The following is a 20463-nucleotide window of genomic DNA, read 5'->3' on the forward strand; positions in this document are numbered from 1 at the left end:
ATTAATTAGACAAATCATAATGAGTGATATAATGTACTTTTGGTTATATAAAAACCTCTGAAACGCCTCTCAACTAACAAAATTTATATACGATGTAATCTAGTTTAGCAAACAATTATTTATGACCCAAAATAATCATTTAAAAACAGTTCTGCTATTGTTTCTTAGCGTATTTCTTTTTGCATGTATCACTTACATCAATGCAATTATAATGCCAAGTTTTCTGCTAAGTAAAGGCTTATCTGGGGAGGAACTAAACCATATCGAATCAATCGAAATGTTAGGTTATATAATAGCTGGTTTATTCTTAACCCCATTAATTAACAAAATCAGTGATAACAAAACTACCATTATTAGTTTAGTTATACTTATAATAGGTATATTAAACATAATTATGATGCAGGACTACACACTCCTTAGAATCAATTTTATTGTAATGGCCTCTGCATACTACACTTATATAACCATAACTATCATAAAAATTATAGAATCTACCAATAATTACAAATATTTCTCTCTTATCATTTTTTCTTTGTTATGGATAGCTGGGTATTTTGCAGTTAATTCACTAACCGACTTTTTCGTATCAGCCATAAACGGGTTATTATTATGCATATTACTTTATAGTTTCATTATTATAACTTGCTTACAAAGAGAGAGTGTTAATAAAAATACAACTTTAGTTTCTAGGTTTTCATTCTTAATAGAAAATATAGAATTACAGATACTAACAGGCTTTATGGTATCTTACATTACTTTCGATATATTGTGGTATTATGAAGAATTTGCATTGGAAAAACATCTTCCTGTATCAAAGATAGAATCTATTACACATTCTACACTTATAAGCATATTTTTCTTGATATCACCTGTTATTCTATTATTAAAAATAATCAATAAATATCTTGCTAACTTAATATTGATAATTATCCTTTTAGTCAGCTTTATTCTTTTACCGAATTATGGGGTAACTTTAATAGGTAATATCTATCTCCTTTCTACAATTGGCGTATGTTTATGTGCTATTTTTATTTGTAACATATTAATATTATCCAATAAATTCGAGACACAAGATTTTAGAACCGCACTTGTAATATATTTAACTATGTGTGCTATTGGTGCGTATTCTGGAGCTTTATCTTCATATATATCTTATGGTCTTTCTGATGAACAAGGTTTTTTATTTTCTACATTTAGCGTTGTTGGAACTTTTGTACTTTATTATTCTTGGTATTTTTTTAAACGGAAATTGTACAGGTGGTAGGGGTATAATCTAAACAGTTTCCCAAGACTAAATTGCTACTCGGAGTACGAGTGTCAAGTACTGGAGCGTACAACTAGTCACACTACTGGACAACTAGTACATGAGGAGCGGAGATATTTGGTCGCGAGAACGCCAATTCTTACAGTTCACCGAGTATACTCAAATGATTTGAAGAATTGGAACGTAAAACAAGGGGTGAGCGAACGGAGCGTAGATGAGCTACGTGAGTACGCGAATTCCCCGCAGTTTTACGGAGACAATTCTTCAAAGCAGAAGAGTATATACTAGTGATCCACACGGGTAAAGCCTGTACGGGGATGACATCAAACCTATTACATCGAACTCAGGTTTAAGTTGCTATGAAGATTTATGAAAAAAATAAGACTTGACCAATATCTAGTAGAATCCAAATTAGTTGATGATATTAACATTGCACGAAGCTTAATAATACAAGGCAAAGTATATGTTAATCAGCAGCAAAATACTAAACCAGGTACTGGCATATCAACTGATACTCGTGATATTATTATAAAACGCCCGATACATGATTATGTATCACGAGGGGCGTTAAAGTTAATTGCTGCTCTAGATCATTTCAATATTGACCCACAAGGGCTAGTCTGTCTAGATATAGGCTCTAGTACGGGTGGTTTTACTGAGGTGTTGTTCCGTAGGAATGCTGAAAAGATTTTTGCAGTAGATGTAGGATATGGTGAACTACATCATAAGCTACGTAATAATCCCAGAATTTCAGTAATTGAAAGAACTAATGCCCGGTATTTAACAATTGAGCAAATTAGTTTACCACCAGACCTGATCGTTTGCGATGCTAGTTTCATTAGCCTTACCACCATATTACCCACTGCATTTAGCTTGGCAAAAGATAATTGTAGTTTAGTTGCTCTAATTAAGCCCCAATTTGAAGTGGCAAAGAACGAGGTAGGGGATGGTGGCATTGTTAGAAACCAACTCTTACACCAAAGAGTATGTGACCATATTCAACAATGGCTAGAATCAAACTATAATTTTAACATATATGGGATAATACCCAGCCCTATTCTAGGAGCAAAAGGCAATCAGGAGTTTTTAATTTATGGACAGCGTAACAAAAAACTATAATTAACCCGAGTTGCCAATTAATTATATATATACTGCTCGTAAATGAAGAGTTGGTAGACGATAGTATAACTTCAAGAAGAGCTAGGCAGTAGCAAAGTCGAGCAGCGTAGCGTACATGAGTAACGGAGCAGCTTCGATCTTTAGACACGACAACGCCAATTCTTGAAGTTCTACCTGAGTATATAATCTGTATTTATATTGCACGAGGCGGTAACTGAAATTTCTCTTGTTCATTAACAATAGTACTATTCACTCTATTATTAGTGTCGTTTTTACCAACTTTCCCATTAGGATCATTTACCTTTATATCATCATAATCTTCACTAAGAAATTTTCTTTTCATTTCTGATTTATTGAGTACACTCTTAGTTTTATTAGTTTCTAATTTTTTACTGTTTTTATGACTATCTGTTTCTATTGGTAACATATCAGCACTTTGTGTTTTAACATTTTTCCCCGCAGGACAACTATACTTTTCTAAATCTTTTTTAGTTTCATGCAGCATAGCTTTAATTTGCTCTAGCTCTTTGTGCAACTTACTGTTTTCCTCATCACTATTTCGCTTTTTTACCCTATCACTTGCTAAGTTCAATGAAGGATAATCTTTATCTTGATTTAACTTCTGCCTTCTTTTGCGATCTGCATCCTGTTTTACCATCTTAAGATACATCTGACGATTTCTTAAAGTTGGATTAATTGTTTCCGTATCAGCTTCACTAAGTAAATCTTCCTCATCGTCATCAAAATTTTCTTCCGTGACGTTCCTTTTTGCCATTGATATATACTTCTTATTATAAAGAGGCGGTCGCTTACTACCTTCAAAACCTTTTGTATCTATAATTTTATTATTAGCAGATTTTTTAAAATATCCTCTAAAACCATCAGTACAACCTGAAAGTAGGAACAATCCCAAAACTGTAATAATAGTTTTCCTTAACATAAAGCAATCCGATAATTTTTTAATAAGCCATAATTAATGACACAGAATTATTAAAGTTGCAAGAAGCAATTCCCTCAACTGAATTAAAAAGTCAGCTTATTATTTCTTCTATTGTATCAGCTAAAACTATACTACCGTCATTTCTTCGCTTTAATAATTCACGAGATGCCCGCCCTAGTATATCACGATTTTTTACCAGCACTAAGATTTTATCGGCTAATTTTTCTGCTGTGATCGTACTTTGTTCAAAACACCACCCTGCCCCACTATCTTCTAGAGCCTTGGCATTATAGAATTGATGGTTTTCGCTAGCTGAAGGTAGTGGAATAAAAATCGCCGGCAAGCCAATATAGCTAAGCTCAGAAATAGTTGATGCCCCAGCTCTTGATATTACTAGCTCTTGACTCACATATTGCTGATCCATATCATAAAAAAAATCTGCTAATTTATATGGAATTTTCAACTGAGCATAAATTTTCGCAATATTATCATGATCTTCTAAGGGAGCTTGTTGGGTAATATGCAGTTTAATATCAGGATTTGATTGCACCAATATCTGAATAGCTTCAGGTATTAAAGTAGAAAAAACCTTTGCTCCTTGGCTTCCTCCAAAAATAAATATTCGGAAAGTGTCATTATTAAAATTTTCTCTAACTTTCAAATTTTTAACATTTTCCCGTACTATATTTCCTATAACCAGTTTCTTACTTTTATCAAGAATATTATAATTTTTAGTTTCATCATATGTAAGAGCAACTTTCCTAGCATATTTTAAGAAAAATCTATTAGCTTTACCAATAAAGCAATTTTGTTCATAAACTATGATAGGAATACGTAAAAATACTGCAGCAAGCAATGGAGGAAAAGTCGGATAGCCACCAAACCCAATTATAGCATATGGTTTAATCTTCACTAATAGCAATAACATCTTAAAAGTTACAAATAACAAAGAAATCAATAACTTAAACCTATTAATTAACCCTTTAGGTGCTAATCTAAAATTTATTATATGTGGTATAAGCTTTAAATCTTCAGTAGACCCCCTTCGAAACTCTACTTCTGCTGGTGATTTGTACGTCGATGCGGTACTCGAATCCTCACGTACATTCGAGTACGCTGCGGTTCTGCGTTCCGCGTCTCCTTCAAATCCCTCAGCATAAGCGAGTTTCGAAAGAGGTCTAATTAAATATTTTTGGCATCTAACATCGGTGATAAGGTGCAACTCATACCCACGCTTCATTAATTCTTCACCTAAAGCAATAGCGGGAAACAAATGACCAGCTGTACCACCCCCAGCAACAATTATATTCTTCATATGTCAATATCTTGAATTTTATACTTACTAAGAGAGGTTTTATGTTTGGTAAAACCAAGCAGCATCCCCGTAGCAATGGCTATAGCAAGAGTTGAAGAACCACCATAACTAATAAAGGGTAACGTCATACCTTTGGTTGGTAATAAATTCAAGGTTACACCAATATTAATGATTGCTTGTAACCCTATTTGGGAAATAATACCACTAGCTGCTAATTGAATAAATTTATCTTCTTCATTAATAAGTTTAAGTAAACTACGAATAACTATAAAAGCAAATATCCCTATAATGATTAAGCAAATAATTGCCCCAAATTCTTCACCAGCAACAGCAAAGATAAAATCAGTATGCGAATCCGGCAATACTTGTTTTACCGCCCCTTCACCAGGACCACGACCGTATAAACCTCCATGCTCAAACGCCCTGATTGACTTACCAACTTGGTAATTACTACTACTATCAGGATCCAAGAAACTATTAATCCTTTTTGTTACATGAGGAAGCCAAAAGTAAGCTGCTGTAACCCCAAATACCAACATAAAAGCAGCAAGTATAATCCAAAATATCGGCATACCAGCAATAAAAAGTTGAATACCAAAAACAGCAGTTACCATCACTAACATACCAAAATCTGGCTGGATAATTAATAATAAAGCAACGATACTATAAAGACTTAGGCAAATAGAAAAACTTGGAATTTCATCTTCAAATTTCAGCGATAATATCCAGCCTGCCACCACTGCAAAAAATGGTTTTACAAATTCTGAAGGTTGTACAGAGAGACCTAGAATATTAATCCAACGAGTAGCCCCCTTAACCTCATAACCATAAAATCTAACTAAAATTAATAATAATATACTCCCAATAAACCCTAGAATTGAGAATCTCTTTAACCATTTTCTTGAGAAAAAAGAAAAAAAAATGATTAGTAACAAAGCACTAGCAAGGTAGAATAATTGTCTAGATGCAAAATAATACTCATTAAGTCCAATTCTATTCGCTACTGCTGATCCTGATGTAGTAACCAACATTATACTAAACACAAATAGGATTACTAAAGCAATAATCATTTGCTGGTCAATACTACGCCACCACCATTTTATATAGTTGTTAGACAATTCATTATTATGATTATCTTTGATCATGGGTAGCAATAATATTATATAATTTAATAAATAATTCTCCGCGTTCTTCAAAATTTTTAAATTGATCGTAGGAAGCACAAGCTGGGGCTAGCAGGATATTCTTTATACTCCCTATATCCTCCATTGCATCTCTAAAGGCAGAATTAAAAGCCTCCGTTAAATCTTGACAAATTTGGTAATCTACCTTGCCATTAAGGAATGATGCCAAAAGGTCTTTGTCTTGACCCAAAAGATAAGCCTTGCGAATTTTATAAAACCATGGTTCTATATCTGTTATTCCTCCTTCTTTTGCTATCCCCCCAGCTAACCAATATATATTATCAAGCGATGAGATGGATTTAGAAGCAGCAATATAATTGGTAGCTTTGCTATCGTTATAAAAATTTATCTTACTCGAATGGCCTGAGTATATTGTACCAACATATTGCATTCTATGTGGTAACCCCTTAAATAGCCCGATAGCGGCAATTATTTGTTCTGGTCTTGCCCCTATAATTCGACAAGCTGCATAGCTAGCGGCGATATTTTCTTGATTATGTATCCCTTGTAGATAGTTATTATTATGGAAATTAATAGTAATAGGTTCAAAAATATTGTCATAAATAATATTATTACAAATTGATACTCCTTTATTAAGAATTTCATAAGTAGAGATTGGTACTACATTTGTTCTATTTTCCTTTTGTAATTCTAGAGAAATATTCTTGGTAATTTCATTATCAACACTAATTATGGCAAATGAATCTTTGTCCATTCGATCAAAGATCTTTTTTTTAGCAGCAATATAGCCTTGCATATTATTATGTCGGTCTAAATGATCTTGCGTGATATTAAGAAGCACCCCAATTTTGGCTTTAAAACTGTTTAATAAATCTAATTGGAATGAGGATAGCTCCAATACATATCCTTTGCTATCTAACCTCATAGCCAAAACAGGAAAACCTATATTTCCTCCAACTTGATAATCAAAACCACAAGATTGTAAAATATGACCGGTTAAAGCAGTGGTAGTACTCTTACCATTAGTACCAGTTATGCCAATGAAGTTAGCTGCCTCAGCCTCTCTTAACCTAACTTCCTCAAATAACATATCTATATCTGAAGTTATCGGTATATTATAAGAATTAGCCATTGTAACAATGTCATGAGACAAAGGAATACCTGGGCTCAGTAGAATCTTATCAAGATTTTGCCACTGCAGATCAGATAAGCCAACAAGACTATCAGCCCCATAGATTTTGGTAAAAGCATCCCGACTGCTCTTTGCTTGATCATAGCAAATTACTTTAGCTACTTTATTCAGTACTTCCCAAGCAGCTATACCAGTCTTACCCAAACCAACTATACCTATCTTCTTATGTTTTTGCGAAAGAAACGATGCCATAATTTTTAGGCTTACCTTGTTACTTATGTTTACTATTTACATTACTGAGCTGCATTTTGACTAAAAATTACTTAAATAATTTAGTAAGATTGTATTTTTTCTAAACTCATCAAGGATTTTTTCTTTATCACACTTGGTGAAATAATAAGAAACGAGAACTATATTAACTCCTTAAGATTTCAAGAATTTTGTTGCTGAATTTTCAGCAATCTCTGACTTATTATCAAGCTCATTACTTAAAGACCTTACATTACTTTTAAATTGTTTAAATTTTGCTAATTGCTTGCCAGCAAGTTCTATGCCTGGAGTAGATTTAACGTGCATAGGGTTTATGTTCTTACCACCTATTTTAACTTCATAATGTAAATGTGGTCCAGTAGTTCTACCAGTACTACCAACATACGCAATAACTTGACCTTGTTTAACTATACTTCCTAGCTTAAGATTTTTAGAAAAATTAGAAGCATGAGCATAAGCAGTTGATAGATTTTGACTATGTTTAATCTGTATAAATTTTCCGTAGCCAGATTTCCATCCTATTTCAGTTATCACCCCATTACCTGCAGCATAAATCGGCGTACCAGTTGGAGCAGCAAAATCAACACCTTTGTGCATTTTAGTATAGCCTAAAGTAGGATGATGTCTATTACCATAATGAGAAGAAACTCTAACTAATTTAACAGGTGTTCTAAGCAAACTTCTTTTGACACTTTTACCATCCTCAGAAAAGAAATCATGATTATTTTCTGCATTATTTGGAGAATATCGAAAAATATTATATTCCTTACCAGATAAATTAAGTGATACATATAAAACCTTACCATGATGAGAAAATTTACCATCATCGGTAACAAATTTTTCGGTTATAACAGTTACAGTGTCACCACTCTTAATTTGACGTTGAAAATCAATTTGATAACTATATGAGTTGATCATTTCAATTATACTATTACTCGATAACCCTAACGATTTTAAAGCTGACATAAAGTTTGAATTAATAACTACCGACGATTTAGTTAATAGCTTATTGAGAACTTTGGTTACGTCTCTTGCAAGGAAATCTTCACCTTCTCTAATAATTTCTAAAGATTTGATTTTATCATACGCTATAGTCAGTTTATTTAATGTACGTGATTCAGAAGCAAGATCTTCATCATCTTGTTCAATAATCTTTATTTCGTAATCGAAAACCAGTTGCTGCCCTATCTTCAGAGAAGATTCAATATTTTTATCTTTTGCTATTTTTATAATTTGGGTTATTTCTTTATTTGGAATTTGTTGATGCAAAAGTATTGACTTTAATGTATCACCTTTTTTGACCGTTATAATTTTGGAAATTTCATTTGACAGTTCTTCTGAAGACTCAAGTATCTCTGGCTCTGCTATGGTCATTGACATAGTATCACTAACAAACTTATTGATCGATAAAGATACAAAAGTAGCAAACCCCATAAAAATGAATATAGAAAAGTACGAAAAACCAGTTCTAAATTTAGAATTAATTTTTGGGTTTGTTAATATAAGGCGGATAATAGCTTGCATTAAGGCTTACTCACGTAATTAGTTAGCAGACTTACTTAAAGTCAATCTAATTGGTTATTAGACTTACTGCATAAGTCAATCTAGTTGGTGATTTTGTCGTCGAAATTCGCCTCCGCTCCTCACATACGTCTGTGTATACTCAGGTAGAACTTCAAGAATTGGCGTTCCCGCGACCAAAGATCGAAGCTGCTCACGTACTAATGTACGCTACGCTGCTCGACTTTGCTACTGCCTAGCTCTTCTTGAAGTTATACTATCGTCTACCAACTCTTCATTTACGAGCAGTGTACGCGAAGGTAGCCGGCTTCGTTTCTCCTAAAAATCCCGAAAGCTTCTTTGATTTATGCAGCAGTCTATTAAGTTAAAAATAGCAAGTTGCTGACGAGTTTTAAACAGCCAACAACTTGCCGCCTACATTACTCTAAAATAGAATAAGGAGGAATTAAAGAAGATTTATCTTTTGGACGATCAAAAATATCTGTTTCTTTATATCCTAGTGTAACATGAAAATTCTGCGTAGGTAACTTAAGATGCTGTCTTAAATTAGCGGCATTTTGACTTTGACATACTAGGAAATATGTCTCGTTATCTCCCTCTTTAATATTTCCGATACCAAAGCACCTAACGCTCATAGGATATCCTATAAAACTCGAAAAATCTTGATTCAAGGCTTTGTACTCATCAGGTCTAACTATAGTAATATGATACTTTCCCGCATCACGCTTTTGTTGATTTTGCGTGTATTTTTTGTAATCTTTTGGCGAGAGAATGGTTTTCAAATGCTTTAAATATGGTTCTACAGCCTCATTAGGTATAGCCCCTTCAAGGTATTGATGTTTTGTATTACTGTCAACTGCATATTGTATAGAAGAATTAAGAGAAATATCTGCGTAACAGTTCTGAATAGACAACATTAGGATAAGAGAAAACAAAATTTGCATAAAGTCACCTTTAAAATGTTTATTTTGAGTGATTATCTGACATTCTACCAATATGGAGTATAGAAAAATAAATTACAATAGAAAAATTACTAAAGTTTTACTTATTTTAAACTACTAGAGATGAATTACACTATCATAAAATTTTATATATACAATTTTGTTGCATGCTAGTATAATTCAGCACAGTCCAAATTCGGTGAAATTATAGATTGCTTCGTCTACCTACGGCCTCCTCGCTAATAGACGTTTTATAGACGTATATACTGCTCGTAAATGAAGAGTTGGTAGACGATAGTATAACTTCAAGAAGAGCTAGGCAGTAGCAAAGTCGAGCAGCGTAGCGTACATTAGTACGTGAGCAGCTTCGATCTTTGGTCGCGGGAACGCCAATTCTTGAAGTTCTACCTGAGTATATGTATATTAGTAGAGTGAACGTACGTTGAGTGTGGCAATCCATAATATTAAAGCCCATTCGAGATAAGAATTAGTTAATTCTTATCCCGAATTGGGGCAAATTATAACTTAAAGAATTATTATTTTCGCATGTTGCAGAAATTGATGAAGCACCTTATATTTGCTAGTATAATGGGGTTTTTATGTATTCTTTCTTCTTATGTACAAGCTGAAGATACTACCCAAAATATGGAATTCCTTGATACTACAGATGAAAGTAATGAATTAAAAAATCATAATTTTACTGAGCATGTTGCTGATTCTAATAACTTACCTAATATACAAAATAATGTTGAACATTCAGAATTAAAAACTTGCACTTTAGGTAAGGTTATTGCTTTAAATAAAATCACAGCAACATCAAAGGAGCTGGTATTAAAGCCTAATGAACCACAATATTTTGGTAATATTCAAATTAAACTTCATAAATGTATTAAAAATCTTGATCCTTACAATGAGGATAATTACATGCTATTAACCATTACAGAGCATAAGATTGATGAAGACCCTATGTTAATTTTTCAAGGATGGATTATCTCATCAAGCATTTCAGTTTCCACCTTTGAACATCCTATTTATGAAATCTTTGCTAAAAATTGTTTATAGGATATTTAAGAATGATACAATCCCTGTTTTACATTTTAGTAATGCTATTTCCAGTAGTTGGATTGATTTCTGGTTTTTCTGCTGCAGTAACAGTTCCTCTGTTGTTATTAACTATATTAATTGCTTTGCGAGATAAAATCTTTATTCATTTTAAATACGCCACTATTAAAGAAACTTTGTTATCCAATTGGAAACTGGAATTACTATTTTGTCTTTGGTGTCTTATAACAAATTTTTATTCACCTAATTACCCCTCCTCTTTACTTAACTATCTACAGGTTTGTTTAATTGTTCTAATAGGATTTATCGTAAATAGCAATATTGACAAATTATCCATAAATGTAACTAAAATAAAAATATACTTTATTATAGGAATAATAGCAGCAATTGCTTTGTTTTTTATAGAATACGCATCTCACGGTATTATAACAAGGGCTTTCCGTACTGTTTTTCAGCCAAAATCTTCAAATCAATTCTTTTTATTCACTCTTGACCGTGGCTGTTCTTTATTATCAGTTCTTTCATGGGTAGCTATAGCTATAATTATATCATATCATAGATATTTATTAGCACTAATATATTACCTGATAATTTTTTATTTATTATCTATCTCTGATAGTTTGGCAAGCTTTTTAGCATTTACCGTAGGTGGTTTAGTATTTTTAACAAATAGATTGTTAGCATCCAAATCTCTACAATCTATTTTTTTGAAATTATTTACCTTGGCTATGCTTACCGGTTCAATAATGATGCCGATAATTGCCTATAAAATACAACCACATTATGCCTCAGATCACTATGCCAAGTTTCTACCAGACTCTGCTAAGCACCGTGTATTTATTTGGCACTTTGTTGCCAAGCAAATTATCAAGAAACCAATTTTAGGTCATGGATTTGCTTCATCAAGAAATTTTAAAATTGATGAGAAACAAATGATTAGCTATAATCAGTGGACGTGGTCTCCCCTTCCTCTACACCCACATAATAATATAATGCAAATTTTATTGGAAACGGGCTTAATAGGTTTGATATTATTTTTATCTTTAATTTACAAATATATTCAAAAAATTAGTAATATATCCTTAGTGCAGTCTTCTAAAAGTGGTAAGATGAATCGAACGACTGAAAATAACAAAATAGATGTATTAAATTACAAGTCAGTTGCCTATGCTTGCTTTATAAATTATTACATAATAGGTATGATTTCATTTAACATTTGGCAAATATGGTGGGTTTGCAGCTCTTTTGGAGCGATGATTTTGTTTAAGTTACTTCTTTCAAAATCACAGGAGTACAATTACTAATGTTGGAAACATCTAATATTTTACAGGAATACTTGCCTATAGCTGTGTTTTTTGGTATAGCATCAGTTTTGTCATTGGTAATAGTTACATTGCCAAGGCTTTTAGCTCCTCAAAAATATAATAAGGCTAAGTTGGATAGTTATGAATGTGGATTTGAACCTTTTGGTGATGCTAGAAGTAAATTTGACGTACGTTTTTATCTAGTAGCTATTTTATTTATTATTTTTGATCTAGAAATAACTTTTTTGATACCATGGGCTATTACGCTTGGACAAATTGGTAAATTTGGTTTCTTCTCAATGATGTTTTTCTTATTGGTACTTACCATCGGTTTTGTATATGAATGGAAAAAAGGAGCTTTAGACTGGGAGTAATGACATGCAAGCAAAGATAGATCTATATGATCAAGATAAGCTCCTTGAAGAAGAAATTTCAAATCGAGGATTCCTTATAACTAAACTCGATGATTTGATAGGTTGGGCTAGATCTAATTCACTTTGGCCCATGAGTTTTGGTCTTGCATGTTGTGCAGTAGAAATGATGCAAGCTGCTGCTAGCCGCTATGATATGGATCGTTTTGGCATGTTGTTTAGACCAAGCCCACGTCAATCTGACTTAATGATAGTTGCAGGAACCTTAACCAATAAGATGGCTCCCGCCCTTAGAAAAGTTTATGACCAAATGACTGAACCTAAGTGGGTTATATCAATGGGAAGCTGTGCCAATGGTGGGGGTTATTATCACTATTCATACTCAGTAGTACGTGGCTGTGATCAGATTGTTCCAGTAGACGTATACGTGCCAGGCTGCCCCCCAAGTGCTGAAGCTTTGATTTATGGTTTAATGCAGTTACAAAAGAAAATTAGAAGAACTACTAGATTTAGAGAGGGTGACAATGGAAAATATCATTGACGACTTAATAAAAAATCAGAATCTTGAGATAACTGCTTTGCCTGAAAATGATTTGAATATACATTTTATTAGTTATAAAGCTGGTATAGAAAGTTTGATACCATTTTTATCGGCAATTAAGGAATCTGAGGATTTACGTTTTACTGTGTTGACAGATTTGTTTGCTGCAGATTTCTTGAGCCGTTCTAAACGGTTTGAAGTAGTGTATAATTTACTAAGTCTTAAATTAAACAAACGTATATTAGTTAAAGTTGAGGTTGGAGAAAATGATATAATTCCTTCAGTTACCAAAATCTTTAGTGCTGCTTGCTGGTATGAACGTGAAGCATATGATATGTTTGGAGTGAATTTTGCTGAGAGTCATGATATTCGTCGTATTCTAACAGATTATGATTTTGTTGGACACCCTCTTAGAAAAGATTTTCCATTAACTGGTTACGTGCAGGTTAAATATGATGAGAATCTTGCAAAAGTAGTATATGAGCCAGTTAAACTTGATCAGCCATATAGAGAATTTGATTTTTCATCAAGTTGGAAAGGACCGAATTATGTATTACCTGGGGATGAAAAGGCGAAGTGAAATAACTGTCATATTTACCTTCTTGATTATGGTATACTGCTCGTAAATGAAGAGTTGGTAGACGATAGTATAACTTCAAGAAGAGCTAAGCAGTAGCAAAGTCGAGCAGCGTAGCGTACATGAGTAACTAGGCAGCTTCGATCTTTGGTCGCGGGAACGCCAATTCTTGAAGTTCTACCTGAGCATATATTCCAGGGAGATAATACTTGCAAAATTGCTTTTTACTAATTATGTTACCAATCATGTTAATGGTGCAATTAGTTTCATAATTTTATTTTAAAAGATATCATGTTAACAATACTAGACTTAGAAAATTTTAAAACCAGTAAAAAAAATAATTCAAAGAAGTTGTTTTCAGCTGTTAGTGGTGATTTGCTGGATGCAATAAACGCAGGTAGTTTTTCTAGGTGTTACAGTCTTATCTTACGGTCTTCCGATGACTATAATTTAAAGCAAGTAAATGAAAATTTGCATGAATGTGCAGTATTTGAGTTGCTATTAAGTCTATTACAGCATAAAACATCTGATGACTGCAATAAATTCCTTAAAACCCTAGGGCAAGCCATCAGTGATTCAGATGTTGACACAGGAGAGTGGTTATGTGCTTGTGCACAGGCAAATTCGTTTTCAATGTTATATGATTTTTTAAGAAATTTGAATGGTTTTGAGCTAAACTATAGTTTAGCTTGTCATGATGCTTCAAATCTCGTCAGTACTCCTGAAAATCTAAATACTAATGACAGACAAAACAGTAACGGCGATGTTGCTCTTGCAGGTGTAGAGGAGTCAATTAATCTATTGCTAGAATAGCATAGTTAAATAGTCAATCCTTCAAAAGTCTAAAAACACAACATCTACTATATTTAAACGCAAGAGGTGTCATTCCTGCGTAGGTAGCGGAATCTATAGTACCTCAGGGCTTTTTGGAAACCATTTTAGATTCCCGACTTTAGCTAGGAATAACAAGCATTGTTAGTGAGTAGACTTAAAAATTTTGAAAATCCATAAGGTTTTGAACAAAATAAGGTGAAAATCTTATGGATTTTGATGTGATTTTTGACCACGAACATGTATTATCTCTTATGTCTACAGCCTTTTTGACGGATCGACTATATAGGATTTTACTATAATTATCTTTTATCAAAAGGAATAAATTCTCTTTGTACATACCCAGTATATAATTGCCGAGGTCTGCTAATTTTTTGTTCAGGATCTTCATGCATCTCTTTCCATTGTCCCATCCAACCAACAGTTCTTGCTATAGCAAAAAGCACTGTAAACATCTGTGATGGTATCCCCATAGCTTGATAAATAATACCAGAATAAAAATCAACGTTTGGATAAAGCTTACGATCTATAAAATATTGGTCATTGAGAGCAATTTTTTCAAGCTCAGTAGCGATTTGGAGTAATGGGTTATTATTTTCTCCTAATTCATCTAATACTTCTTTGCAGGTCTCTCTAAGTACAACTGCTCTTGGATCATGATTTTTATAGACTCGGTGACCAAAGCCCATTAAGCGGAAAGAATCATTTTTATCTTTTGCTCTTGCAATATATTGTGGAATACGGTCTATTGTCCCAATCTCTTTCAGCATATTAATTACTGCCTCATTTGCTCCGCCATGTGCTGGTCCCCATAAAGATGCTATGCCAGTACTGATACAGGCAAACGGGTTAGCACCGGATGATCCGGCCAAACGTACTGTTGAAGTGGAGGCATTCTGCTCATGGTCAGCATGGAGAATAAATATTTTATCTAAGGCGTTCTTTACTACTTTGTTTACCTTATATTTTTCACAAGGCGTCGCAAACATCATATGGAGAAAATTTTCAGTAAAATCTAAACTATTATCAGGATATATAAAAGGCTGACCTATTGAATATTTATATGCCATTGCTGCAATAGTTGGCATTTTTGCAATCATTCTAATAGCAGCTAACTCGCGTTCATTTTCTTCTACATTTAAAAAACTTGGATAAAATGCAGATAAAGATCCTACCACAGCCAACATAATTGCCATAGGATGAGCTGAGTGACGGAAAGCCATAAATAAGCTTCTAAGCTGTTCATTAACCAGCGAGTGATTAGTAATTTTCTGAGAAAAAGATTTATACTGATTAGTGGTTGGTAATTCACCATTTAACAGTAAATAGGCGACTTCTAAGAAATTACTTTTTTCTGCTAACGTTTTAATATCATATCCCCGATGTCTTAATATCCCTTGATCCCCATCTATGTACGTCATTGCAGATTTACAAGCTGCTGTAGACATAAAACCAGGGTCATAAGTGAAATAGCCTGTTAATGAATATATACCGCTAACATCAATAACATCTTGACCAATCGATGCTTTTTTTATTGGTAACTTAAAAGACTTATCACCTATTTTTAATTCAACATCTTCTACTTTCATATATCCTCATTTTATCATATAGCTAACCCTATTAGGAGTAATAGACTTGCTGCATAAATCAAAGATAGTTGAGGGATTTTTAGGAGAAACGAAGCCGGCTACCTTCGCGTACACAGACGTACGTGAGGAGCGGAGGCGAGTTTCGACGACAAAATCACCAACTAGACTGACTTATGCAGTAAGTCTAATGTATAGTCTAGGTTAACTATACTACTATATCATATTTTTATTGCCCACTAATACCAAAATGCTAATATTTTACACCGAATTATATGTATCTTTATCCAAAGTACCTTCACTATTATCGATAATCAAGGTAATTGTTGCATCACCTGTAATATTAATGGTGGTACGTAACATATCTAATATCCTATCAATTCCAGCAATTATAGCAACACCTTCAATCGGTAAATGGATTGAAGACAGAACCATAGGTAGCATTATTAAAGAGGCTCCTGGAATACCAGCACCACCTATAGAACCAAGAGTTGAGGTAATAATAATGACTAAATAATCATGTAATGCTAAATCTACACCCATCATTTGGGCAAAAAATATGGTAGTAAGAGATAAATTTATTGCAAACCCATCCATATTTATCGATGCACCAAGTGGTAATACAAAAGAAGTGCTAGATTCAGAGATGCCTAGACGTTCACGACAAACTTGCATAGTGGTGGCAAGTGTTGCCTTGCTACTAGAAGTAGAAAAGGCAAGTACCTGATATTCTAGACTTTTTCTATAAAAAGGTAATGGTGATATTCGACAGAATAGATAAATTAGCATACCAAAAATACCATATTGACATATCATGGCAATAACTACCGCAGCAACTAATCTAGACAAGCTAATCATTACATCAAAGCCCTGCGTACCAACTATCCAAGCAGTTAAAGCAAATGCACCATATGGAGAAAGTTGAATGATCATGGAGATCATTTTTAACACTATTTTTGATAATATGTGAAATAAATTCTTAATAGGTGTAGCACTAACATCCATTTTATTTAGTACAAGTCCAAAAAATATTGCGAAGAATACAATTTGCAAAACATTAGAATTGGCAAAGGATCCCACTACATTCTCAGGCACAATATTTACAAAAAAGTTAAGCATATTAAAGGACTTCTCTTGTGAAACATTTTGTGCAACATCAAAGTTAATATGCACACCATGTCCTGGCTTTAATACAAGAGCAACTGTAATACCAAAAACTACGGCAAAGAAGGTAGTACCTAAAAAAGCTGCAACTGCCTTTATCCCTACTCTACCAAGAGAAGCAGGGTCATTCATGCTAGTTATGCCAGATACTAAACTAAAAAATATTAAAGGAGCAATAATCATTTTGATCAAACGTAGGAAAATATCTCCTACCGGTTTTATGTAAGATACATATTCAGGAAAATATATACCAAACAATATACCCAAGATTAATCCCAATGTAACTTTTTTCCATAATTTCATTGTTCTACTTAATTAATTTAAAGAGTGTTTTGATCCGACGTCATCCTGAAATAAATTCAAGATAATATCCACTTGTGTTCAGGATGACACCAACTTTGGAATTCTAGATATACTCAAATGATTTGAAGAATTGGATTTGAAAATGAATGGTGAGCATGCTAGGTGTACATATAGTATAATTACGCATGCGAATCCATGATATTTTCAAAAAACAATTCTTTAAAGCAGAAGAGTATAACATAGCTGACTTAAACTCAGGAAGCAGTGGACTATATAGTTTGAGTAAATCTTAGCTCTAATAAACACTCTCTTAAAATTAGATACTTTGAGTTACCCAATTTAAATAGCTAGACAGCCCATCTTGAATGTCGAGCTTTATTATTTGCGGAAGATCATAATTATGTATATCAGTAATCACCTTTTCTATTGTATTGTAGTTATCAGACTTAGCCTTTATCACAATACGATATTCTAGCACAGAAGATATCTTGCCTTCCCATTTAAAATAGCTGACTATATTATCTACTTGTATACAAGCAGCTAGATTTTCTTCCAATAAGCTAGTTGTTATTTTATCTACCACCTGCTGGTCATTGGTCGTAGTTAAAATCACACAACATCTTTGTACCACTTATACCTCAACAAAGCAATTAGGTGTTTCAAATAATTTGACTTTTGTAATAATAAAAGAACTATTAGTAAATAATTTTGGTAAAATATTCAATTTTAAGTGTAGTGCTATATTTTCTGCAGTTGGATTTTCCTGCATATAATATATTTTTTGACCAGTCCAGTCACATATTCTATCCCCCATTTCTCTATCATTTTGGTGTAATATAATATTATGATCAAAATTATCATCTATCCACTTTTGTATTATTGACTTCATGTAACCAAAATCTATAACCATACCAAGATTATCAGTAACACTTGATTCCACTGTAACTTCAAGGACATAACGATGACCATGTAGAAATTGACACTTATTCTCATGTCCAACAACTCTATGACCTGCATCAAATTCAATTTTACGAGTACACTTTATCATCATTAACCTCAAGTATAGATGTAAGACATCGGTTTAATAGCCTAGGGTATCATCCATGCACTTTTGATATCATCTCAGGCGTAGGCCCCCCGGCTGGTATCTAAAGAAAATAGCCTAGAAGGATGTTATACTATCGTCTACCAACTCTTCATTTACGAGCAGTATATACTCGAATGCTTTGAAAAATTGTTTAATTCTTTAAATATGAGCTAGCAAAGATTCATATCTAGCAATATCCAATTTAATAATATCAATTTTTGTATCATCAATTTCTTCGTCTATTTCTTTTGTTAAAGAGTCTATTTTTCTAATTATGTCATGTAGTTGCAAACTACTAGTATCAACAGCAAACTCTGTCACTATATTTACATTTGTCCACGTGACCTCAGCTAACCCTGAGTAGATAAAGTACTTAAATACAGAATTATCTACTGTAATTTTTGTCAATCCATCTTTTAAATTTGCAATCAATAACTCATGACCTGGTAAAACCTCAAATTCTCCTAATTCTCCCGGCATTGTTATCATCCGAGCTTCCATGTCAAACACAACATTCACTGGTGTTACAATTTTAACTCTAATTGTTTTATTCATTATGCCACTTTTTCTTTAAGTGTTTCACCTTTCTCTACTGCTTCATCAATGCTACCAACCATATAAAAAGCAGCCTCTGGTAAATAGTCATATTTGCCAGAAACCAACCCATGAAACCCTTCAATAGTATCAGCTAAACTGACAAATTTTCCAGCTATACCTGTAAATACTTCGGCAACATGGAAAGGTTGAGATAAAAAGCGTTGAATTTTCCTTGCCCTAGTAACGGTTAATTTATCTGCTTCCGATAACTCATCCATTCCTAGAATGGCAATTATATCTTGCAGAGACTTATATGTCTGCAAAACTTTTTGCACCTCACGAGCAACCGAGTAATGTTTCTCTCCAACAATTGCCGGATTTAGTAATTGTGAACTACTATCAAGTGGATCTACTGCCGGGTAAATACCAAGCTCAGCAATTTGTCGACTAAGTACGGTAGTCGCATCCAAATGGGTAAAAGAGGCAGCAGGAGCAGGATCAGTTAGGTCATCTGCTGGCACATAAATAGCCTGCACAGAGGTAATTGATCCAAGCTTTGTTGAAGTAATACGCTCTTGTAGCTCTCCCATATCTGTTGCCAGTGTTGGTTGATAACCAACTGCTGAAGGTATTCTGCCTAAAAGGGCTGATACCTCAGAACCAGCTTGAGTAAAGCGAAAAATGTTATCGACAAAAAACAAGACATCCTGTCCTCCATCTAAATCCCTGAAACTTTCGGCTATAGTAAGACCACTTAAAGCAACTCTAGCTCTTGCACCGGGTGGTTCGTTCATTTGCCCATAAACAAGAGCTACTTTAGATTTTTTGGAATTTTTTAAATCAATTACCCCAGAGTCAATCATTTCATGATAAAGGTCGTTACCTTCTCTAGTCCTTTCCCCAACTCCTGCAAAAACCGTATATCCTCCATGTGCTTTTGCTATATTATTAATAAGTTCCATAATTAACACTGTCTTTCCTACCCCAGCACCACCAAATAACCCAATTTTTCCTCCTTTTGAATAAGGAGCTAAAAGATCAATGACCTTAATTCCTGTAACCAAAATGTTTCTTTCAGTTGATTGATCAACAAAACTTGGAGCTGGTTTGTAAATTGAAGCAAAGTCAGTTGAATCAATCTTACCTCTTTCATCAATTGGTACACCAACCACATTTATTATGCGTCCGAGTGTGCCAATACCGACAGGTATCTTAATAGTCTCACCTGTATCTATTACTTCTTGCCCTCTTACTAACCCTTCTGTTGGTCGCATAGATATACATCTAGCAATATCGTCTCCTATATGCTGTGATACTTCTAGTATCACTTTCTCTCCATTATTATTGCACTCAAGTGCATTGAGAATTTTTGGCAATTTACCATCACTACTAAACTGCACATCGACTACAGCTGAAATAATCTGCACAATCTTGCCAATAGTTTTTGTCATAT

20 protein-coding genes are annotated in these 20463 nt (G+C 33.6%); 8 read left to right on the forward strand and 12 right to left on the reverse strand.

All coding sequences use genetic code 11. The annotated features are described in order from the left end of the window. The first annotated feature begins 121 nt into the window (after positions 1-121). A complete protein-coding gene (locus ACFEL2_RS06545) occupies positions 122-1264 on the forward strand; it encodes an MFS transporter (RefSeq protein ID WP_341751801.1) in 1143 nt (380 codons plus the stop codon). A 369-nt stretch (positions 1265-1633) separates the two neighbouring features. Beyond that, positions 1634-2383 carry a TlyA family RNA methyltransferase gene (locus ACFEL2_RS06550; RefSeq protein ID WP_341751800.1) on the forward strand — a complete coding sequence of 250 codons (750 nt, stop codon included), beginning with the start codon at positions 1634-1636 and terminating at the stop codon, positions 2381-2383. Between the two features lie 193 nt (positions 2384-2576). Here ACFEL2_RS06550 and ACFEL2_RS06555 read toward each other — a convergent pair whose 3' ends face one another. The 6 genes from ACFEL2_RS06555 to ACFEL2_RS06580 all read right to left on the reverse strand — a co-directional run bounded on the left by ACFEL2_RS06555 (position 2577) and on the right by ACFEL2_RS06580 (position 9650). Then, positions 2577-3323 (reverse strand): hypothetical protein, encoded by a 747-nt coding sequence (locus ACFEL2_RS06555; protein ID WP_341751799.1) that lies wholly within the window; start codon positions 3321-3323, stop codon positions 2577-2579. A gap of 91 nt (positions 3324-3414) precedes the next feature. Beyond that, on the reverse strand, positions 3415-4638 hold the full coding sequence (gene murG, locus ACFEL2_RS06560; protein WP_375331830.1) for an undecaprenyldiphospho-muramoylpentapeptide beta-N-acetylglucosaminyltransferase: 1224 nt from the start codon (positions 4636-4638) through the stop codon (positions 3415-3417). Beyond that, positions 4635-5783 carry a putative lipid II flippase FtsW gene (gene ftsW, locus ACFEL2_RS06565; protein WP_375331831.1) on the reverse strand — a complete coding sequence of 383 codons (1149 nt, stop codon included), beginning with the start codon at positions 5781-5783 and terminating at the stop codon, positions 4635-4637. The genes murG and ftsW overlap by 4 nt, the downstream gene beginning before the upstream one ends. Further along, positions 5770-7167 carry a UDP-N-acetylmuramoyl-L-alanine--D-glutamate ligase gene (gene murD, locus ACFEL2_RS06570; protein WP_375331832.1) on the reverse strand — a complete coding sequence of 466 codons (1398 nt, stop codon included), beginning with the start codon at positions 7165-7167 and terminating at the stop codon, positions 5770-5772. Before murD ends, ftsW begins: the two co-directional genes overlap by 14 nt. A gap of 171 nt (positions 7168-7338) precedes the next feature. After that, complete coding sequence (locus tag ACFEL2_RS06575; RefSeq protein ID WP_375331833.1) at positions 7339-8709, reverse strand: M23 family metallopeptidase; 1371 nt, start codon at positions 8707-8709, stop codon at positions 7339-7341. Positions 8710-9125: 416 nt separating this feature from the next. Next, positions 9126-9650, reverse strand: a complete 525-nt coding sequence (locus tag ACFEL2_RS06580; RefSeq protein ID WP_375331834.1) for a hypothetical protein — start codon at positions 9648-9650, stop codon at positions 9126-9128. A 558-nt stretch (positions 9651-10208) separates the two neighbouring features. Between ACFEL2_RS06580 and ACFEL2_RS06585 the strand changes: the two genes are divergently transcribed. The 6 genes from ACFEL2_RS06585 to ACFEL2_RS06610 all read left to right on the forward strand — a co-directional run bounded on the left by ACFEL2_RS06585 (position 10209) and on the right by ACFEL2_RS06610 (position 14315). Beyond that, positions 10209-10709, forward strand: a complete 501-nt coding sequence (locus tag ACFEL2_RS06585; protein ID WP_375331835.1) for a DUF2155 domain-containing protein — start codon at positions 10209-10211, stop codon at positions 10707-10709. 11 nt (positions 10710-10720) lie between these two features. Then, a complete protein-coding gene (locus ACFEL2_RS06590; protein ID WP_375331836.1) occupies positions 10721-12013 on the forward strand; it encodes an O-antigen ligase family protein in 1293 nt (430 codons plus the stop codon). Then, positions 12013-12387: an NADH-quinone oxidoreductase subunit A gene (locus tag ACFEL2_RS06595; protein ID WP_342272041.1), complete on the forward strand. Its 375-nt coding sequence runs from the start codon at positions 12013-12015 to the stop codon at positions 12385-12387. The genes ACFEL2_RS06590 and ACFEL2_RS06595 overlap by 1 nt, the downstream gene beginning before the upstream one ends. 4 nt (positions 12388-12391) lie before the next feature. Next, positions 12392-12925 (forward strand): NuoB/complex I 20 kDa subunit family protein, encoded by a 534-nt coding sequence (locus ACFEL2_RS06600; protein WP_375331837.1) that lies wholly within the window; start codon positions 12392-12394, stop codon positions 12923-12925. Beyond that, the gene (locus tag ACFEL2_RS06605; protein ID WP_375331838.1) at positions 12903-13505 is read left to right on the forward strand and encodes an NADH-quinone oxidoreductase subunit C; all 603 of its coding nucleotides are present in this window, start codon (positions 12903-12905) and stop codon (positions 13503-13505) included. Before ACFEL2_RS06600 ends, ACFEL2_RS06605 begins: the two co-directional genes overlap by 23 nt. A 288-nt stretch (positions 13506-13793) precedes the next feature. Beyond that, the gene (locus ACFEL2_RS06610) at positions 13794-14315 is read left to right on the forward strand and encodes a hypothetical protein (RefSeq protein WP_341751792.1); all 522 of its coding nucleotides are present in this window, start codon (positions 13794-13796) and stop codon (positions 14313-14315) included. Positions 14316-14635: 320 nt separating this feature from the next. Here ACFEL2_RS06610 and ACFEL2_RS06615 read toward each other — a convergent pair whose 3' ends face one another. The 6 genes from ACFEL2_RS06615 to atpD all read right to left on the reverse strand — a co-directional run bounded on the left by ACFEL2_RS06615 (position 14636) and on the right by atpD (position 20461). After that, complete coding sequence (locus ACFEL2_RS06615) at positions 14636-15922, reverse strand: citrate synthase (protein WP_375331839.1); 1287 nt, start codon at positions 15920-15922, stop codon at positions 14636-14638. A 258-nt stretch (positions 15923-16180) separates the two neighbouring features. Then, positions 16181-17386: a dicarboxylate/amino acid:cation symporter gene (locus tag ACFEL2_RS06620; RefSeq protein ID WP_375331840.1), complete on the reverse strand. Its 1206-nt coding sequence runs from the start codon at positions 17384-17386 to the stop codon at positions 16181-16183. Positions 17387-17702: 316 nt separating this feature from the next. Beyond that, entirely contained in the window at positions 17703-17999 is a 297-nt protein-coding gene (gene cutA, locus ACFEL2_RS06625) for a divalent-cation tolerance protein CutA (RefSeq protein ID WP_341755864.1), read from the reverse strand. A gap of 18 nt (positions 18000-18017) precedes the next feature. After that, positions 18018-18434, reverse strand: coding sequence for a 6-pyruvoyl trahydropterin synthase family protein (locus tag ACFEL2_RS06630; RefSeq protein WP_341751788.1), 417 nt, complete (start codon positions 18432-18434; stop codon positions 18018-18020). Positions 18435-18632: 198 nt separating this feature from the next. Next, entirely contained in the window at positions 18633-19028 is a 396-nt protein-coding gene (gene atpC, locus ACFEL2_RS06635; RefSeq protein WP_341751787.1) for an ATP synthase F1 subunit epsilon, read from the reverse strand. Next, the gene (gene atpD / locus ACFEL2_RS06640) at positions 19028-20461 is read right to left on the reverse strand and encodes a F0F1 ATP synthase subunit beta (RefSeq protein WP_375331841.1); all 1434 of its coding nucleotides are present in this window, start codon (positions 20459-20461) and stop codon (positions 19028-19030) included. The genes atpC and atpD overlap by 1 nt, the downstream gene beginning before the upstream one ends. Between the last annotated feature and the right edge of the window lie 2 nt (positions 20462-20463).

Source organism: Candidatus Tisiphia endosymbiont of Temnostethus pusillus (assembly GCF_964264675.1).
GTDB lineage: Bacteria > Pseudomonadota > Alphaproteobacteria > Rickettsiales > Rickettsiaceae > Tisiphia.